This window comes from Pararhizobium capsulatum DSM 1112 (assembly GCF_030814475.1).
GTDB lineage: Bacteria > Pseudomonadota > Alphaproteobacteria > Rhizobiales > Rhizobiaceae > Pararhizobium > Pararhizobium capsulatum.
The window spans coordinates 3198949-3217958 of the sequence record NZ_JAUSVF010000001.1; the positions used below are offsets into that span (position 1 = coordinate 3198949).

A 19010-nucleotide genomic window follows, 5' to 3' on the forward strand; every position below is an offset into this window, starting at 1 on the left:
GGACGACTGCGGCGCTTCCCCCGGAACAGAAGTGGAAACGTGCCACCCACTCCACAGCACACACGCTAACCAAGCGGAATATACCCAATCCCCTTGGCCGCAATTTCCTCAAACGACTCCTCATAACCCGCATCCGCATAGCGGATGACGCCGAGCGCCGTATCATTGGTCAGCGCATGGGAAAGCCGCTCATCCGCAGCCTCAGTGCCATCCGCCACGACCGTCACGCCGCAGCTGGTCATGTAACCAGCATAACCGCCGCCGCCGGAGTGGACGACGACGAGGTCGGCCATCGATGAACAAAGCAGCATGGCGTCGAGCAGCGGCCAGTCGGCGATGGCATCAGAGCCGTCCTTCATCCGTTCCGTCATGATGTTCGGATGCGCCATGGCCCCGGCATCGAGGTGATCGCGGGAGAAGGCGATCGGGCCTTTCAATTCGCCGGAGCGAACGAGCGCATTGACCGCAACGGCAAGATCAGTGCGCTCGCCATGGCCGAGCCAGGCGATGCGGGCCGGCAGGCCTTCGAAGGGGATATGCTGGCGGGCAAGCTTAATCCAGTTGGTGACGATCTTGTTGTCCGGGAACATCTCCAGCAGCAGATCGTCGATGCGGGCGATATCGCTTTCCTCGCCGGAAAGCGCCATCCAGCGGAAGGGGCCGATGGCGCGGGCAAACAGCGGGCGCAGATAGGCTTCCGTGAAGATGCGGATATCGAAGGCGTTGGTAACGCCGCCTTCGCGCGCCTGCGTGCGAATGAGGTTGCCGTTGTCGAAGACCTCCGAGCCCCGTTCTTGAAACTCCAGCATGGCGCGGACATGATCGGCGATCGAGGCGCGGCTGGCGGCCATCAGTTGCCCTTGCCCGTCTTCCCGCAGGTGCTTCACCTCATCGAGGCTCATGCCCTTCGGCACGTATCCATAGAGGAGATCATGCGCCGATGTCTGGTCGGTAACGATATCCGGCACAATGCCGCGCCGGGCGATTTCCGGGTAAATCACAGCGGCATTGCCGACGAGGCCGATCGAGGTGGCGCGTTTTTCCTTCACCGCCGCGTCGATCATCGCCAGCGCCGTGTCGAGATCGGGGGCGATATGTTCGAGATAGCCGATCGCCCTGCGCTTTTCGGCCCGCTCCGCATCGATATCGATGCAGAGGATGGCAGCGCCCGCCATGCGGCCGGCGAGCGGCTGCGCCCCGCCCATGCCGCCGAGGCCCGCCGTCAGGATGAAGCGGCCGGCAAGTTCGCCGCCGAAACGGTTTTCGGCGATGCGCATGAAGATTTCATAGGTGCCCTGGATGACGCCCTGGCTGCCGATATATTGCCATGCACCGGCCGTCAGCCCGCCCCAGCAGATCAGCCCCTTACGTTCCAGCTCGTAGAAGATCTCGGCCTTGGCCCATTGGCCGACGATGTTGCAATTGGCCATGATCACCAATGGCGCCTTAGGATGAGTCTTCAAGAGAGCGACCGGCTTGCCCGACTGGATGACCAGCGTCTGGTCCTCGTCCATCTCGATCAGTGTCTTGACGATCGCCTTGTGGGACGCCCAGTTGCGCGCGGCCTTACCGAGCGCCGCATAGACGATCAGCTTTTCCGGGGCTTCACCGACCGAGAGCACGTTTTCGAGCAGCCGCAACAAGGCCTCCTGCCGCCAGCCCTTGGCGCGAAGCTCCGGGCCGCCGGGGATCGGGAAATCGGGATGACGGGGATTGGGCTTCGGCATTGTCGTCTCCTGTTTGACCTATGGAGAGCGCGATACCCCCCTCTGTCCCTACGGGACATCTCCCTCTCAAGGGGTGAGATTGTTCTTTTTCAATCGCCGCACTCGCGGTTCCCTCTTCTCCCCAGCGGGGAGAAGTGCCGAGCGAAGGCGAGGCGGCGATGAGGGGCGGCACGGCAAATTACGAGAGCCGCCCCCTCATCCGGCACTGCGCGCCACCTTCTCCCCGCTGGGGAGAAGAGGGAGTGCGCCGCTAATCCTCTCTTGGCAATGTCCCCACGAACGCATCGCATCATTCAGCAATTTTCGCCGCAACTCATCATCCCCATAGGCATCCGGGCCGGCGCGCACCCATCCGGGCATCCTGCGGCTCGACATCATTTCCTCGATATCCGGCAAGGCCAGCGCCCAGCCTTCATTGCCCCTGCCGAGCCGGATCATCAGGCCGCGATCGCTGGCGCCGCAGAGCAGATGTCCATCCAGCATCCAGCAAAGTCCGCCGAACATGCGCTTGCGCACAAGCCCGTGCAGGTCCTCGAGTTCGGCCTCGATCAGCTCTTCCAGTCCCTCGTCGCGCGCCATGACCGTCAGCCTTTCACGCCATCGAGGGCGTATTTCGCAAGCTCGATGCCCATCGCCTTTTCCACCGACGGATAGACGGAGGGATCGAGCACGCTGGAGGCGAGCGGGATGACGGTCTTGGGCACATGCAGCACGAAGATTTTCATGCCGACTTTCAGCTGGCCGACGCTCAAGGGCTCACCCTCCGGCGAAAGCGTGGTGATGACGTCGGGGAAGGTCGCGAGCCGTTTGCCCCCTGCATTCTCCACCGCCATGTATTCGTTCATGACGTGGAGTACCGTGAGGCCATCCCCCTTCCCCAGAGTCACCGTGCCGATATCGAAGGCTTCTTTGGTATAGACCACCGATTTGTCGGTGATTTCGCCCTCGGCAAGGATGGCGCCACTGGTGGTCCGCACGATGGCATCGATGATCGCATGGCCGCCCCTGGCTTCCGCCGCGATGATCGCCTCCCCGAGAGTCAACGCGAGCGTGATGCCGCCGAGCGCGGCGTTGGCCTTGACGTAAGAGGCGCGGACCGGATTGCGGCAGGAGGCGATGAAGCCACCGGACATATCGGAGGCCGTGCGCAGGATCGGCGAGACCTTGGCCGTCGCGCCGCGCACGACAAGCTCGATATAGCGGTTCTCCTCGCGATTGCCGCCGACGGCGGTCTGGATCATCGGCTCGGGCGAGCCGGCAAGGCCGATCGAGCCCATGTCGCCGGTCGGATGCGCGCGGATATCGCCGACGGCGTCGACAACCTTGGGGCCGAGAATGGCTGATGGCAGCCAGCCGTTCAACGTCGAGGATTTGCCGTTCTGACCGACGATAAGGCCCGAAAGCTTTTCGCCCAATGCCTCCTGCAGCATCTCGACTGCCTTTACGTAATCGACGCCGCGCATCTCCCAGGGCGTGGTCGAGGCCGGGGCGCCGATGGCGGCGGCGGTCGCCACCCAGTCGTTCGCATCGAGCTCATCAATGGAGACCAGTTCCGGCTTGCCGATAGAGACCGCGGCGTAGCCGAGCATGCGGCCGTGATCGGCCCAGCCCCCGCCGCCGGCGGCATAAACGGAGCCACCCTTCACCGCCGCCTCGACATCCTTTTCCTTCAAGATGCGTCCCATTATGTCTGCTCCTGTAGCTCGGTATCGAGGCGGCGCACGGCGCCGACAAGCACGGCTGCGCCCAGCGTGATATCGTCGTTTTCGGCCCATTCGTCCGGCGTGTGGGACCGGCCCTCGCGGCAGGGAACGAAGATCATGGCGGAGCGCGAAATCCGCGCCATCCAGGCCGCGTCATGACCCGCGCCGGAGGCCATGCGGCGGAAAAGGGCGCCGGCATTTTCGGCCGCAGCCTCAAGCGCCGCCATCACCGTGATATCCGCAGGCGTCGGCATATTGTCGGAAACGATCTTGGGCGAGGATACCGTGACGCCGCGATCGCGCTGCAGCTCGACAGCCATGCGATCAACCTCGGTGATGAAACGCTCCATATCCTCACGCCGCTCGGCGCGGGCATCGATCAGCAGCCGGGCGCGCGAGGGCACGACATTGGCGGCATTCGGTTCGATTTCGAATTCGCCGACCGTCGCGGTGAAATGCCACTCGCCTTCGGAGAGCCGAAGCGCGACACGTTCGACATCGGCCACCAGCGCCGCACCCGCGACCAGCGCATCGCGCCGCGCGCCCACCGGTGTCGTCCCGGCGTGATCGGCCTGGCCCTCGATGAAAATCTCGATGCGGGTGATGCCGGCGATCGCGGTGACGATGCCGATGTCGCGGCGTTCGTTTTCCAGAACCGGCCCCTGCTCGATATGCAGTTCCAGAAAGGCGCTGATATCGGTGCGCTTAAGCTGGGCGATCCTTGATGGGTCCCCGCCCGCATCGACGATGCCCTGACGCAGAGTCAAATCCCCCTCGCTACGGCTCAGCCATCCATCCGGGATCAGCCCGGCCATGCCGCGGCTGCCGATACAGGAGACGCCGAAGATCGAGACTTCCTCCGCGAGGAAATCGACGATCTCCAGATCATGATCGAGGCGGATGCCGGCATCATCCAGCGCGCGCGCCACTTCAAGAGCGGCGGCAACACCGGCGATACCATCGAAGCGGCCGCCTTCCGGCACTGTATCGGAATGCGAGCCGAGCATGATGGTGCCGAGGCCGGATTTGCGGCCCTTGCGTTTTCCGATCAGGTTGCCGCTGGCATCGATACGGGTCTCAAGACCGGCGGCCTTGAACTGGCGATCGAGGAAGGCGCGGCCTTCGAGAAACATCGGCGTGAAGGCGCGGCGGGTGTAGGGCCTGTCGGGCTCGGTGATCCGCGCCAGCCCCTTGATGACGTCGGCAATGCGCGTCGCATCAACCGGCAGATTGGTCTGCGATGCCTTCATCCGATCGCCCCCGCAAGCGGCAGGCTTGCCGGCGGCCGCACGAAGCGGCCGTCGCCGGGGGCGGCCAGCACCTTGCCGTCTTCATAGATCTTGCGACCGCGATTGTAGGTCGCCGCCACGCGCCATGGCAGGCGGATGCCGTTGTAAGGCGACCAGCCAACGACATTGTTGCCGCTCTCGGCAGCGTCGTAGACATAAGCCTCGGGCGTCAGCACCGCGATATCGGCATGCTTTCCGACTTCCAGCGCGCCCTTCTCGTGATCGAGGCGGAAGTGTCGCGCCGGGTTCAGCGCCATCAACTCGGCCGCGCGGGTGAGCGGAACGCCACGCTCCAGCGCGCTCTTGATAAACAACGGCACCATCACCTCCAGCCCCGGTACGCCGGAGGAATTGGCGAGCATATCCGGATTGGTCTTGCGGTTTTCCGACCAGCTGACGTGATCGGTCGAAACCAGTGTGATATTGCCCTCGGCTACATGCCGCCAGAGTTTTTCCACCTCGGCGCGCGGGCGGATCGGCGGGTTGATCTTGGCCTTGCCGCCGAGACGGCGCACGTCGTTTTCCTCGTCCAGTACCAGATAGTGGATGCAGCATTCAATTGTCGCGCGAAAACCTTGTGCCCGATAGCTGCGGGCGATGTCGTAGCCACGTCCTACCGAGCAATGAACCACATGAGCCGGGCAGCCGGTGGCGGCGCCGGTCTCATAAATCTGGTTGGTGGCGAGCAGTTCCGTCAGCGGCGGGCGCGACAGGCCATGGGCGCGGTAATCGGTGATGCCGGCGGCCTTGACCTTCTCGATTGCAGCGCGGACGGCCTCGTCATCCTCGTTGTGGACACCTGCCGTCAGCCCTGTCGGGGCGATAGCGGCAAAGCAATCTGCCAGCAATGCGGCCGGGATACGCGGAAACCGCTTCGGGTCGGTGCCGAAGGTCGAGAACTTGAAGGCCGCGACGCCTGCCTCGACCATTTCGGGAATACGTGCCGACCCTTCCTCGGGATCGATCGTGCCGTAAAGCGCGAAATCGATACGGGCCTGCGCCCCGGCATGGGCAATCTTGCGGCGCACGGCATCGCCCGAGCAGACGAGATCGCCCTCGTCATAGGGCATATCGACAATGGTGGTGACGCCGCCGGCTGCCGCCGAGCGCGTCGACCAGATGAAATCCTCCTGATCCTTCTGGCTCAGCGAATGCACCTGCGCATCGATCGCACCGGGCAGGATCAGCGCCTTGCCGAGATCATGGCTTTCTCGCGCAGAGGGCATCGCGCCCTGGCCGAGAACGGCGATGCGCTCGCCGATGACGCCGATATGGCCGTCCTCGACGATCCTGTCGGGCAGAACCAGCGTTCCCTTCAAGACGAGATCGAAATCGGCCATGCCCGGTTCCCTTCAAATCGCGAGAGCAAAGAAATCGTCGAATTCCGGCATCGGCGCCGCCGAGACGAAACTGCGGCGCAGATCGGGGCAGGAAAACGCCCTCCGCAGCGCCTCGATCTCTTCCGAGAGCGGCCGGTCCTGCAGGTACATCGGGCTAATGTCACGCACCCGGTCATAGGCAAGCTTGGCGGTCGCCTGCGGTTTGTCGCCGAGCAGATCGACGGCCTGCGCCGACAGCAGCGCCTCGATGGCGCCCATCTGGCAGAGATCACGCACCTGCGCCTCCATGCGCTCGACGATCAGCGGCAGGAAGGTTGCCTCCTCCTCAAGTCCGCCGGCAACGACGATGGATTGCGCCGACAGCGGCACGGCATTGGACTGGACGCGCATGTAGAGTTCGACGGCGAGCTTCATCAGCGGGCCGAGGCCGCTTGCGACTTCGCCGGGCGCGACGAGATTGATCGGCAGGTTGCGCCGAACGCCGTTGGAGAGGAGAACGCAGCGATTGAGCACGTTGCGGGCGACATGGGAGAAGGCGATCTGTGCCGTCTCAATATAGAGCGTCGTCGTCAGCGGCAGCGAGGCACCGGAAGAATGCACCTGTCCGCCCAGCACCACCGGATTGTCATCGGAGAGATAGGTCGCATCGAGCAACCGCTCGGCCGCAACCACGAGCGTATCAGCTGCTGCACCGAAGACCTGCGCCGTCATGCGCAGGCTCAAGGGATCGTGGATCGCCGTCGGCAGCGGCCAGTCGACCATATCCGACTGGCCATAAAGCCAGGAACCGACCAGCGCCTCGCCACGCGTGCCAAGCGTCGCAGCCACCCGCCAGGGATCGGCGGACGCACCGAGCGCCAGCGACGACATGAGCCCCGTCACCATCAGAACCCGCACACCTGATGCGGCCTCGCGAATGACTTCGGCCGCGGCAGCATAGGCCGTGGCGTTGACGCTGAGGGCCGCCAGTGCATCCCGCGGCTGCATGCCGAACGGCGTTATACCCGCGCGTATCAAAGCTTCGCTCGCATCGAGAAGCTCGCCGCCATAAAAGGCCTTGCCGACCCCCGTGAGCACCGAGGCAACCTGCCCCATCAGCCCGATATCGGCGCATCCGATCGAGCCGTGGCGGTGCACCGCAGGCACCACGTCATGCTCCAGAAGGGCCAGAAACGCATTGACCAGCTCGACGCTGCATCCGGTATGGCCGCCCAGCGCTGTATTGACCCGGATCGCCATCGCTTTCCTGACGACGGACGAGGAGAAGAGTGGCCCGGTGCCGAAATGATGGGCTTTGACCAGCGAGGCATTGAACTGATCCAAATCGCCGGCAGTCCAGAGTTTGTCTTTCATCGAACCGACGCCGGTATTGGCGCCGTAGACAGGAAGGCCCAGAGCGATGCGATCGGTGATGACAGTGCGGGCGCTGCGTACTCTGTCCATGGCTAGATCGGACACGACAGTGCTGTGCTCGCCGCTGCCGATTCTCTCCAGAGTCGAGAAGCTGAGCGGTTGCCCTGTCAAAACAATGGTTTTCGTCGCCGCCTGCATGCCTGTCTGTCCTTGCCTGTCACCATGCTATGCGCATTGGACGGCCTTGTGGTATATCCCAAAGACGAAACGGGAGATGCGTCAATCCGAACACACGGCAACGTCTTCAAACACCAACCGGACAGATTGTTTCATGGATATCGCCACCCTTGCGCTGGTTCACGCCGTCCTGGTCGAGCGCGGCATCCGGCGCGCGGCGAGAGTGACGGGCCGTCCTCCCGCCAGCGTCACGGCCGCGCTGAAGCGGATGGAGGCGGCAATCGCCGTGCCGCTCGTGCGCCGCGAGGGCGGTAATCTTGTCCCAACACTCGAGGCGCAGCGACGATTCGGTGATTTTGCAGCAGCAAGACTGAAGATCGAGGCGCTGCTTGCTCCGGCAAACCGGGAAACGGTGGCGGTGCCCGCCATTGGTATCAGCGCGCTCGAAAGGTTTCTGACCGTTGCCCGCAGCGGCAGCATCCGCAGCGCTGCCCAGCAGATCGGCGTCGGGCAGCCGCAGTTGACGCGCCAGATCGCCGACATGGAACGCACGTTGGGCTACGCTCTCCTCACCCGCTCCGCCGCTGGCGTCGCCTGTACCGCGCAGGGGCTTGATGCCATGCCTGTGGCAGAAGCGCTGAGCGAAATCTGGGCGAGATTGTCGCGCGCCTCGGCCGATCGTTTCCGTAGGACCGCGGCGACGTGGCGGCTCGGCTCCGTCATGCCGCTCGGCCCGGAAAGCGAGATCGCCCGCATGCTGGCGTCGCTGACCGCGCGCTGGCATCAGGCACGGCCGCGCCAACCGCTGTTCCTTTCCAGCACCACCGCAGACGAACTGATAGCCGGGCTGAAGAGCCGCCGCTTCGACGCTGTGCTGCTCGACATTGCCGATTTTCCCAGCGAGTTCGAAGGGCGGCTGGTATCACAGGCACCGCTTGCGCTTGCCGGACAAGCCGAGTTTTTCGCGCAAGGTCGTCCGCTCGCCGATATCCTCACGTCTCACCCCATCGTCGTTCCCAGCCTGCGCAGCGGCCTTCGCCAGCAGGCGGCCCGCTTTCTCGAAAACACATTGAACGACGTGGAACGCCAGCGGCTGACGATAGCCGAAGTTGATTCCATCCCCGTGATCATCAACCTCGTTCTGAACCACGGATATCTGTCGGTGCTGCCGCAAAGCTCGCTGTCGCGGGTTCGCAATGCACCGGCGATGATCCGGCTGGATGCGAGCTACGCACAGTCGCTTTCGCTCGTCTGGCCGAAGAACGCGCTCTCCCGCCAACTGGGAGAAACGATGCTGGCGATGATGCGCGCTGACGAGAACGGTATGACCGAAGCGGAATCAGTTTCGCCACATCCGGCACGAACCATCTGATTGGATTCAGCAAATCCCGCCTGTTGAATCAGCGTATTAAAAACCTGAATCAACTCTTGAGCTTCAGCCGCCGGCGCGTCTCGCTCGGGCTTTCGCGGTAGTGGGCGCGATAGCTACGGGAGAAGGCGGATGATGAGTTGAAGCCGGTGGCGGCCGCGATATCGGCGAAATCGGCGCGGCTTTCGATGACCTTGCGGCGGGCGGCATTGAGCCGGAGCGCGAGATAATGGACATGGGGGGCGACGCCCATCGTCTCCTGAAACAGCGTCTGCAGATGGCGGGCACTCACCCCGAGGCGACGGGCGAGACGAGTAAGCGTCAAGGGTGCCTCCACCGTCTCCTCCATCAGCTTTACCGCAGCACCCACCCTGTTGTCGGAGATGCGCATATTGCCGATCGTCGGCACCTGCAGCAGGTCGCCGCGGGTGCGCTCCTGCTCGTAGATGAACAGGCGCGAGACTTCGAGCGCCAGCGAATAGCTGTGCTGGCGGCGGATCAGCTCCAGCATCAGATCGAGCGTCGGCAGCGAACCGCCTGTGGTGATGCGCTTGCCGTCGATGACGAAGCGCTCTCGCACCATCGTCACCTGCGGATAGGCCGCCGTGAAATCCTCGAAATCCTCCCAGTGGTTGGTGGCGGAGAAATTGTCGAGAAGGCTGGTCTCGGCCAGAAACCACGACCCGGCCTCGATCCCCGCCATCAGTTCGCGATGCCGGGCGGTGCGCGACAGGAGCATCTTCAGTTGCGTCGTCGCATAGGCCCGCCAGTTGTAGCTCGACAGAACGAACAGCGGCGACGTTTCATTCTGTGGTCGAAAAGGGCCTGAAACCGGGATCGGGATGCCGCTCTTGGTCTCGATCGCATTGCCGTCCGGGCTGAAAATCTGCCAGTCGTAAAGCACCTTTCCGGCGATGCGATTAGCCGCGCGAAGCGGCTCGATGACCGACGCGACGAGGATAAGATTGGTCTCCGGCAAGACCAGCAGGTCGATATGCTGGGTCTCATCCTGCGGAACGAGCATTCGTATGTCTCCAGCCACTCATTCCGAAAATGTATAGCACGCATCCGAGAAAGGAAAGCAGATCGCTTTGTCTTGCCTCGTAATGGACGTCAAGAACAAGGGGAGGCTTTTATGCCACTAAGCATGAATCGCGACGTTTTCATCACCTGTGCCGTTACCGGCTCCGGCGACACCGCCGGCAAATCACCGCATGTGCCGAGATCGCCAAAGGACATCGCAGCATCGGCCATCGACGCCGCGAAAGCAGGGGCGGCCATCGTCCACTGCCATGTGCGCGACCCGGAAACCGGCGTGCCGAGCCGTCGTAACGACCTTTATAAGGAGGTCACTGATCTCATTCGCTCCGCCGATGTCGATGTCGTGCTGAACCTCACGGCCGGCATGGGCGGCGACATGATTTTCGGCAATGTCGAAAACCCGCTGCCCCTCAACCCTGATGGCACCGACATGGCAGGCGCGACCGAACGCGTATCGCATGTGGCCGAATGCCTGCCGGAAATATGCACGCTCGATTGCGGCACGATGAACTTCTCGCTCGGCGACTACGTCATGACCAACACGCCGTCGATGCTGCGTGCCATGGCCAAGATGATGACCGATCTCGGCGTGCGCCCGGAAATCGAAGCCTTCGATACCGGCCATCTCTGGTTTGCCAAGCAACTCGTCGAGGAAGGCCTGATCGAGGACCCGGTCCTCATCCAGCTCTGCATGGGCATTCCGTGGGGCGCGCCGGATGACCTCAACACCTTCATGGCGATGGTCAACAACGTGCCGAAAAACTGGACCTTCTCCGCGTTTTCCATTGGCCGCAACGCGCTTGCCTATCCGGCAGCCGCCGTGCTTGCCGGCGGCAATGTCCGCGTCGGGCTTGAAGACAATCTCTATGTCGGCAAGGGCCAGCTCGCGACCAACGCGCAACTTGTCGAAAAGGCGGTTGGAGTCATCGAAGGCATGGGCGCCAGGATCATTGGACCGGCCGAAGTGCGCGAAAAGCTGAAGCTGACGAAGCGGTAAAAACTTGCAGTCTAGGCAAGATTACCCCTCACCAAGTTCGTCCAGCCGATCGGCTGCGCCTCTCGGGGACGAACTATCCTCTCCCACAAGGGGAGAGGAAGCCTGCCGCAAGTTCACCTCGATTTCAAAAGCAAGGGTGTCGCGCGGTTCTTACCTCTCCCCTTGCGGGAGAGGATAGCAAGCCCGCACGAAGCAAAGCTGAGTGCCTGGGCGCGCTTGGTGAGGGGGAAATCACCGCCCGATGACAGACCGAATTATTGAAGAGGTAAAACACCAATGACCAAGATCACCAAGGCGGCCTGTATCGGCGGCGGCGTTATCGGCGGGGCCTGGGCGGCACGCTTCATTCTCGGTGGCATCGATGTCGCCATGTTCGATCCGCATCCGGAGGCGGAGCGCATTGTTGGCGAAGTCATGGCAAACGCCGAGCGCGCCTATGGCATGCTGACCATGGCGCCGCTGCCTCCGAAGGGCAAGCTCACCTTCGTCAAGAGCATTGAAGAGGCCGTGCAAGGCGCTGACTGGATTCAGGAAAGCGTGCCTGAACGGGTCGATCTCAAGCGCAGTGTCATCACGCAGATCGACGCAGCCGCCGATCCGAAGGCGCTGATCGGTTCCTCGACATCCGGCATCATGCCGACCGAGCTGCAGCGCGACATGAAGCATCCCGAGCGCATGTTCGTCGCCCATCCCTACAATCCTGTCTATCTCCTGCCGCTTGCCGAACTCGTCGGCGGCGAAAAGACCAGCAAAGCCACCCTTGATGACGCTAAGGCAAAGCTTGCGCCGATCGGCATGAAGGGCGTCATCATCAACAAGGAGATCGAGGCCTTCGTCGGCGACCGTCTTCTCGAAGCCGTCTGGCGCGAAGGCCTGTGGCTGATCAAGGACGACATCTGCGATACCGAAACGCTCGACGATGTGATCCGCTATTCGTTCGGCATGCGCTGGGCGCAGATGGGCATGTTCGAGACCTATCGTATCGCCGGCGGTGAAGCCGGCATGCGCCACTTCCTCGCCCAGTTCGGCCCCTGCCTGTCCTGGCCCTGGACCAAACTGATGGATGTCGTCGATCTCGATGACGAACTGGTCGACAAGATCGCCGGCCAGTCCGATGCGCAATCCGGCGCCCGGGGCATCCGCGACCTGGAACGTATCCGCGACGAAAACCTCGTCGGCATCATGCATGCACTGAAGAGTGGCGATGGCGGCAAGGGCTGGGGTGCGGGCAAGCTGCTTGCCGATTTCGAGCAGGGCCTCTGGGCCAATGCCGAAAAGCCCAAGACAGATCTCGGCCAGGCTCAACCGATCCGCATCCTCGAAACCAAGGTCAATGCCGCCTGGGTCGATTACAACGGCCACATGACCGAACATCGCTACCTGCAGGTGTTCGGTGATACCTCCGACGGTCTGCTGCGCCTCATCGGCGTCGATCTCGACTACGTCAAGAACGGCCACAGCTACTACACGGTGGAAACCCATATCCGGAACCTCGGCGAAGCCAAGCTCGGCGATGCGCTCTACTCGACCTGCCAGATCCTGTCGCATGACGAAAAGCGCCTGCACATCTTCTCGACCATCTACAATGCGGACAGCAATGCGCCGGTCGCGACGGCCGAGCAGATGCTGCTGCATGTGGACAGCAAGGCTAGCAAGGCCGTACCCGCACTGCCGGAGGTGATCGCCAAGGTGACGGCGATTGCGGAAGCTCATGCCTCGCTGCCGGCGCCAGAAGGCGTTGGGCGGGCTGTGGGGCAGAAGCGGTAGTCTGAAGTCGCCGCTTTTACCCCCTCTGTCTCTTCGGGACATCTCCCCCTCAAGGGGGGATGGGGAGCAAACGGCAAGCTCGGAAACCCAAAGTGCCGGCGATGAGGAACGTGGGCAGTGAGGGAAAAGAACGATCTTTCCCCTTGAGGGGGAGATGTCGGCAACGCCGACAGAGGGGGGTGAGAGCGACAAACGCCGGCCTCCCGATAAACAGATACGAGGGAGAACGACCATGAATTTCGCACTGACAGACGAACAGCAGATGATCGTCAATACCGTGCGCGGCTTCGTCGAGACGGAGATCTATCCGCATGAGAACGAGGTCGAGCGCACCGGCTTCGTGCCGCCGGAACTCGGCCAGGACATTGCCCGCAAATGCAAGGAGCTCGGCTTCTTCGGTTGCAACATGCCGGAATCGGTCGGCGGCGCCGGGCTTGACCACCAGACCTTCACGCTGGTCGAGCGCGAGCTTGGCCGCGGCTCCATGGCGCTCACCGTGTTCTTCGGCCGCCCCTCGGGCATCCTGATGGCCTGCAACGACGAGCAGAAGGAAAAATACCTGCTGCCGGCCGTTTCCGGCGAGAAATTCGATGCACTCGCCATGACCGAGCCCGATGCCGGCTCGGACGTGCGCGGCATGAAGTGCTTTGCGAGGCAGGATGGCGACGACTGGGTCGTCAACGGCACCAAGCATTTCATCAGCCATGCCAACATCGCCGATTTCGTCATCGTCTTCATCGCCACCGGCGAAGAGCAGACCCCGCGCGGGCCGAAGAAACTCATTACTTGCTTCCTCGTCGATCGCGGCACGCCGGGCTTCGAAATCCGCGACGGCTATAGTTCCGTGTCACATCGTGGCTACAAGAATTGCATCCTCACCTTCGACGAATGCCGCCTGCCCTCGGCGCAGATTCTGGGTGAGGTGCACAAGGGTTTCGACATCGCCAATGACTGGCTGTATGCGACCCGCCTGACGGTTGCTGCAACCTCCGTCGGCCGCGCCCGCCGGGCCTTCGATTATGCGTTGTCCTATGCGGCCGAGCGCAAGCAGTTCGGCAAACCGATCGGCGCCAACCAGGGTGTGTCCTTCAAGCTCGCCGACATGATCACCGAGATCGATGCCGCCGACCTGCTGACGCTCTCGGCCGCCTGGAGGCTCGATCAGGGCCTGCCGGCCAACCGCGAGATCGCTTCGGCCAAGGTTTATGCCACGGAAATGCTGGCCCGCGTGACGGATGAGGCGATCCAGATCTATGGCGGCATGGGCCTGATGGACGACCTGCCGCTCGCCCGCTTCTGGCGCGATGCCCGCGTGGAGCGGATCTGGGACGGCACGTCGGAAATCCAGCGGCACATCATCAGCCGCGAACTCTTGCGACCACTGGGGGCGTGATGGAGGCATCCCCCATGACCACATCCCCCCGTCCTCTCGATCGCCTGATCCGCCCGAAATCCATTGCCGTCTTTGGCGGCAAGGAAGCGCGGCGCGTGATCGAGCAATGCAACAAGATGGGCTTTGCCGGCGAAATCTGGCCGGTGCATCCGAAGCTTGACGACGTGCTCGGCCGCAAGTGCTATCGCTCCGTCGCGGAGCTGCCGGCCGCTCCTGATGCAGCCTTCGTCGGCGTCAACCGCCAGCTCACCATCGAGATCATTCGTGACCTTTCGGCGCGTGGCGCCGGCGGTGCGATCTGCTACGCCTCCGGCTTCCGCGAGGCGGTAAACGAGCTTTCCGACGGTAACGAGCTGCAATCCGCGCTCGTGGAAGCCGCCGGTGAGATGGCGATCGTCGGGCCGAACTGCTACGGCTTCATCAACATGCTCGACGGCGCGCTGCTCTGGCCCGACCAGCACGGCATGGTGCGTGTCGACAAGGGCGTCGCCGTGCTCACCCAGTCCTCCAACATTGCCTGCAATGTCTCGATGCAGATGCGCGGCCTGCCGCTCGCCTATCTCATGACCGCAGGAAATCAGGCGCAGACCGGACTGTCCGACCTCGCCTGCGCCGTCATCGAAGACCCGCGCGTGACCGCTGTCGGCCTGCATATCGAAGGTTTTGACAGCATCGAGGCGCTACAGCGGCTGGCCACGCGCGCCCGCGAACTCGGCAAGCCCGTCGTCACCCTGAAGGTCGGCAAATCGGAAGCGGCACAGCTGGCGACGGTCTCGCACACGGCCTCGCTTGCCGGCAACGACAAGGTCTCCTCGGCCCTGCTCGCCCGTCTCGGCATCGGCCGCGTCGATACCCTGCCCGAGCTTCTGGAAACGCTGAAGCTGCTCCACCTGAACGGCACGCTGAAGAGCTTCGACATCTCCTCGATGAGCTGTTCAGGCGGCGAGGCTTCGCTGATGGCGGATGCCGGGGTCGGGCGCAAGGTCATCTACCGGGCGCTGAAGGACGAACAGCGCCTGCCGTTGCGCGAAAGCCTTGGCGAGATGGTGACGATCTCCAATCCGCTGGATTACCACACCTTCGTCTGGGGCAACCGTGAGAAGCAGACGACGGCTTTCACGGCGATGATGAGGGGCGACTATGCTGTCAATCTCATCGTGCTCGACTTCCCCCGTCAGGATCGCTGCGATGCCGCCGATTGGGTCACCACCTGCGATGCTGTCATCGACGCTTCGAAAGCGACCGGCGCGGTTGCCGGCATTGTCGCAAGCCTCGGCGAAAACATGCCGGAAGACACGGCGCTTTCGCTGATGGCGCAGAATGTCGTGCCCTTCTTCGGCATCGACGAGGCACTGACAGCCTGCGAAGTCGCCGCAGAAATCCGCCGCCTCTGGGCCGAACCAGCCATGGAGCCACTGCTGCCCGTCTCGCCGAAGGCCGATGGCGAAAGCGTCACGCTCTCCGAACATGAGGCCAAGACGGAGCTTGCCGCCTTCGGCCTGAAGATCCCTGAAAGCCTGACCGCCACAACAGCCGAGGAAGCCGCCGACGCTGCGGGTAAACTCGGTTTCCCTGTCGTCCTCAAGGGTCAGGGCGTCGCCCACAAGACCGAGGCCGGAGCCGTCAAGCTCAACCTTGCCAGCCGCGAAGCAGTTCTTGAAGCGGCGAAAGCAATGGCAGGAGTCGCCTCCGGTTATCTCGTGGAGAAGATGGTCGCAAAGCCGGTTGCCGAGCTGATCATCGGCGCGATGCGCGATCCTGTCGCGGGGCCGGTGCTGACCGTTGGCGCGGGCGGAATCCTCGTGGAACTGCTGGAAGACTCGGCAATCCTGACGCTTCCCACCGCCGAAAAGGCGATCCGCGCGGCGCTTTCCGGCCTCAAGGTTGCAAAGCTGCTCGGCGGTTATCGCGGCCAGCCCAAGGGCGATATCGACGCCCTCGTGCAGGCCGTCGCATCAGTGGCATCCTATGTCGTTTCAAACGCTTCAATGATCGAAGAAGTAGATATCAATCCTATCATGGTGCTGCCCGAAGGTTCTGGAACCGTCGCGGCCGATGCCCTGATCAGGCGAAGGAAAGCGAGCGCATGACAGGACCGATCAAGACCCGCCGCGAAGGCGGCATTCTGGAAGTGACGATCGACCGGCCGAAGGCCAATGCGATCGATCTCGTCACCTCCCGGATCATGGGCGAAGTCTTCCGCGATTTCCGCGACGACGAGACCCTGCGTGTTGCGATCATCACCGGCGCCGGTGAAAAGTTCTTCTGTCCGGGATGGGACCTGAAGGCGGCAGCCGCAGGCGATGCCGTCGATGGTGACTATGGCGTCGGCGGCTTTGGTGGCATGCAGGAACTGCGCGACCTCAACAAGCCGATCATTGCGGCGATCAACGGCATCTGCTGCGGCGGCGGCTTTGAAATCGCTCTTTCCACCGACATGATCCTCGCGGCCGAACACGCGACCTTCGCGCTGCCCGAAATCCGCTCCGGCACCGTTGCCGATGCCGCCTCCATCAAGCTGCCAAAGCGCATTCCCTATCACATCGCCATGGACATGCTGTTTACAGGTCGCTGGCTGGATGTCACCGAGGCCCATCGCTGGGGTTTCGTCAACGAGATCCTGCCCGCCGATAAGCTGATGGACCGCGCCTGGGAACTGGCACGCCTGCTCGAAAGCGGGCCGCCGCTGGTCTATGCCGCCATAAAGGAAGTCGTGCGCGCTGCCGAAGGCGAGGCCTTCCAGACGACTATGAACAAGATCACCCGCCGCCAGCTGAAGACGGTGGATATTCTCTATTCCAGCGAGGATCAGCTCGAAGGCGCCCTCGCCTTCACCGAGAAGCGCGATCCCGTCTGGAAAGGGCGATAAAAGCAAACGGCGCGCGAGGAAACGCGCCGAAAGAGACGGCCGAGAGCATGCCACTTCGCATAAGCTATATTTATGCAGTGGAATGAATTTTCATGTGAATACAAAGGGAAATTTTGAAACTAGCCTGAACAGCAACGGGGATCGTTCATTCAACGAAAACCCCGCAATCAAAATTCGACAGCCGAAAAGGCTGCAAAAACACTGGTGGTTGGGGCCATTGCCATGCATGTTGCGCATAGCGAGATACCTCGTCGGACAAAACAAGATTGATCGGCTGAGCCGGCAAACAATAAAGGGAACAGGGGAATGAGCGACTACAAGAATTTTCTTAGCGGCCAAGTCACGCTTGGCAAAATGAACCGACGCGAATTCATGGGCCGCACCGCGGCTCTGGGCCTGACCGTCGCGGCGGCCGGCACGTTGTTTTCGCAGAGCGCCATGGCGCAGGAGCCCAAGCGCGGCGGTCACCTGAAGCTTGGCCTTGAAGGCGGCTCGGCCACCGATTCTAACGATCCGGCGAAATTCCTGTCGCAGGTCATGTTCTGCATCGGCCGCTGCTGGGGTGACATGCTGGTCGAATCCGAGCCCCTGACGGGCGCTCCGGTTCCGGCATTGGCCGAATCCTGGGAACCGTCGGCTGACGCTGCCACCTGGACCTTCAAGATCCGCAAGGGCGTCAAGTTCCACGACGGCAAGGACTTGACGATCGACGACGTCGTCAAGACCCTGCAGCGCCATACCGACGAGAAGTCGGAATCCGGCGCGCTCGGCGTCATGAAGTCGATCAAGGAAATCAAGGCCGACGGCGAAAACCTCGTTCTCGTGCTGACCGAAGGCAATGCCGACCTGCCGCTGCTTTTGACCGACTACCACCTCGTCATCCAGCCGGGCGGCGGCTACGAAAATCCGGGCGCCGGCATCGGCACTGGCCCCTACAAGCTCTCGAGCTTCGAGCCGGGCGTTCGCGCCACTTTCGAGAAGAACCCCGACGACTGGCGCACCGACCGCGGCTTCGTCGATTCGATCGAAATCATCGGTATGAACGACGCGACCGCCCGTATCGCGGCGCTGTCTTCCGGCCAGGTGCACTACATCAACCGCGTCGATCCGAAGACCGTGAACCTTCTGAAGAAGGCACCGAACGTCGAAATCCTCTCGACCTCGGGCCGCGGCCACTACGTCTTCATCATGCATTGCAACACTGCGCCGTTCGACAACAACGATCTGCGCATGGCGCTGAAATACGCCATGGACCGCGAAACCATGGTCGATAAAATCCTTGGCGGCTATGGCAAGGTCGGTAACGACTTCCCGATCAACTCGACCTACGCCCTCTTCCCCGAAGGCATCGAGCAGCGCGCCTACGACCCGGACAAGGCGGCCTTCCACTACAAGAAGTCCGGCCACAGCGGGTCGGTGCTGTTGCGCACCTCAGATGTCGCCTTCCCGGGTGCGGTCGATGCGGCCGTGCTCTATCAGGAAAGCGCCAAGAAGGCCGGCATCGAGATCGAAGTGAAGCGCGAACCCGGCGACGGCTACTGGTCGAACGTCTGGAACGTGCAGCCCTTCTCCACCTCCTACTGGGGTGGCCGTCCGACCCAGGACCAGATGTATTCCACCGCCTATCTTTCGACGGCCGACTGGAACGACACCCGCTTCCTGCGTCCGGACTTCGACAAGATCCTTCTCGAAGCCCGCTCGGAACTCGACGAAAACAAGCGCAAGGACATGTACCGCACCATGGCAACCATGGTGCGTGACGAAGGCGGCCTGATCCTGCCGATGTTCAACGACTTCGTGAACGCCTGCGGCAAGAACGTGAAGGGCTATGTCCACGATATCGGCAACGACATGTCGAACGGCTATGTCGCAACCCGCGTCTGGCTCGACGCATAATGGCGGCGCTCGGACCAGACAATGGTCCGGCACCGACGACTGAAACGCCTGCGGTTGGCTCCGACCAGCCGCAGGCCGCAGCCGTTGCC

At 62.6% G+C, this 19010-nt stretch carries 13 protein-coding genes and 1 pseudogene; 7 read left to right on the forward strand and 7 right to left on the reverse strand.

What is annotated here, in order from left to right:
* Positions 1-65 precede the first annotated feature (65 nt).
* From ertB to QO002_RS15560, 6 genes and pseudogenes are all read right to left on the reverse strand, one after another.
* On the reverse strand, positions 66-1727 hold the full coding sequence (ertB, locus tag QO002_RS15535) for a thiourocanate hydratase (RefSeq protein WP_307231231.1): 1662 nt from the start codon (positions 1725-1727) through the stop codon (positions 66-68).
* 282 nt (positions 1728-2009) lie between these two features.
* Positions 2010-2306 (reverse strand): annotated as a pseudogene (locus tag QO002_RS15540) (TfoX/Sxy family protein); the annotation flags it as partial.
* Positions 2307-2311: 5 nt separating this feature from the next.
* Entirely contained in the window at positions 2312-3412 is a 1101-nt protein-coding gene (gene ertC / locus QO002_RS15545) for a thiohydantoin desulfurase (protein ID WP_307231232.1), read from the reverse strand.
* On the reverse strand, positions 3412-4680 hold the full coding sequence (locus tag QO002_RS15550) for a Zn-dependent hydrolase (protein ID WP_307231234.1): 1269 nt from the start codon (positions 4678-4680) through the stop codon (positions 3412-3414). The genes ertC and QO002_RS15550 overlap by 1 nt, the downstream gene beginning before the upstream one ends.
* Positions 4677-6059: a hydantoin-5-propionate amidohydrolase gene (gene ertD / locus QO002_RS15555; RefSeq protein WP_307231237.1), complete on the reverse strand. Its 1383-nt coding sequence runs from the start codon at positions 6057-6059 to the stop codon at positions 4677-4679. Before ertD ends, QO002_RS15550 begins: the two co-directional genes overlap by 4 nt.
* Before the next feature lie 12 nt (positions 6060-6071).
* Entirely contained in the window at positions 6072-7610 is a 1539-nt protein-coding gene (locus QO002_RS15560) for an aromatic amino acid lyase (protein ID WP_307231239.1), read from the reverse strand.
* A gap of 133 nt (positions 7611-7743) precedes the next feature.
* On the opposite strand from QO002_RS15560, the gene QO002_RS15565 reads away from it, so the two are divergent.
* Positions 7744-8961: a LysR family transcriptional regulator gene (locus tag QO002_RS15565; RefSeq protein ID WP_307231241.1), complete on the forward strand. Its 1218-nt coding sequence runs from the start codon at positions 7744-7746 to the stop codon at positions 8959-8961.
* A gap of 49 nt (positions 8962-9010) precedes the next feature.
* Here QO002_RS15565 and QO002_RS15570 read toward each other — a convergent pair whose 3' ends face one another.
* Positions 9011-9982 carry a GlxA family transcriptional regulator gene (locus QO002_RS15570; RefSeq protein WP_307231243.1) on the reverse strand — a complete coding sequence of 324 codons (972 nt, stop codon included), beginning with the start codon at positions 9980-9982 and terminating at the stop codon, positions 9011-9013.
* Positions 9983-10093: 111 nt separating this feature from the next.
* Here QO002_RS15570 and bcoG point away from each other — a divergent pair, with 111 nt between their 5' ends.
* The 6 genes from bcoG (at position 10094) to QO002_RS15600 (ending at position 18921) form a co-directional block, all read left to right on the forward strand.
* On the forward strand, positions 10094-10996 hold the full coding sequence (gene bcoG / locus QO002_RS15575) for a 3-dehydrocarnitine:acetyl-CoA trimethylamine transferase BcoG (RefSeq protein ID WP_307231246.1): 903 nt from the start codon (positions 10094-10096) through the stop codon (positions 10994-10996).
* Between the two features lie 276 nt (positions 10997-11272).
* Complete coding sequence (locus QO002_RS15580; protein ID WP_307231248.1) at positions 11273-12763, forward strand: carnitine 3-dehydrogenase; 1491 nt, start codon at positions 11273-11275, stop codon at positions 12761-12763.
* A 232-nt stretch (positions 12764-12995) separates the two neighbouring features.
* Entirely contained in the window at positions 12996-14156 is a 1161-nt protein-coding gene (locus QO002_RS15585) for an acyl-CoA dehydrogenase family protein (protein WP_307231249.1), read from the forward strand.
* Positions 14157-14170: 14 nt separating this feature from the next.
* Positions 14171-16246, forward strand: a complete 2076-nt coding sequence (locus QO002_RS15590) for an acetate--CoA ligase family protein (RefSeq protein WP_307231251.1) — start codon at positions 14171-14173, stop codon at positions 16244-16246.
* A complete protein-coding gene (locus tag QO002_RS15595; RefSeq protein WP_307231253.1) occupies positions 16243-17025 on the forward strand; it encodes a carnitinyl-CoA dehydratase in 783 nt (260 codons plus the stop codon). The genes QO002_RS15590 and QO002_RS15595 overlap by 4 nt, the downstream gene beginning before the upstream one ends.
* A 306-nt stretch (positions 17026-17331) precedes the next feature.
* Positions 17332-18921, forward strand: a complete 1590-nt coding sequence (locus QO002_RS15600) for an ABC transporter substrate-binding protein (RefSeq protein ID WP_307231255.1) — start codon at positions 17332-17334, stop codon at positions 18919-18921.
* Positions 18922-19010: the final 89 nt, after the last annotated feature.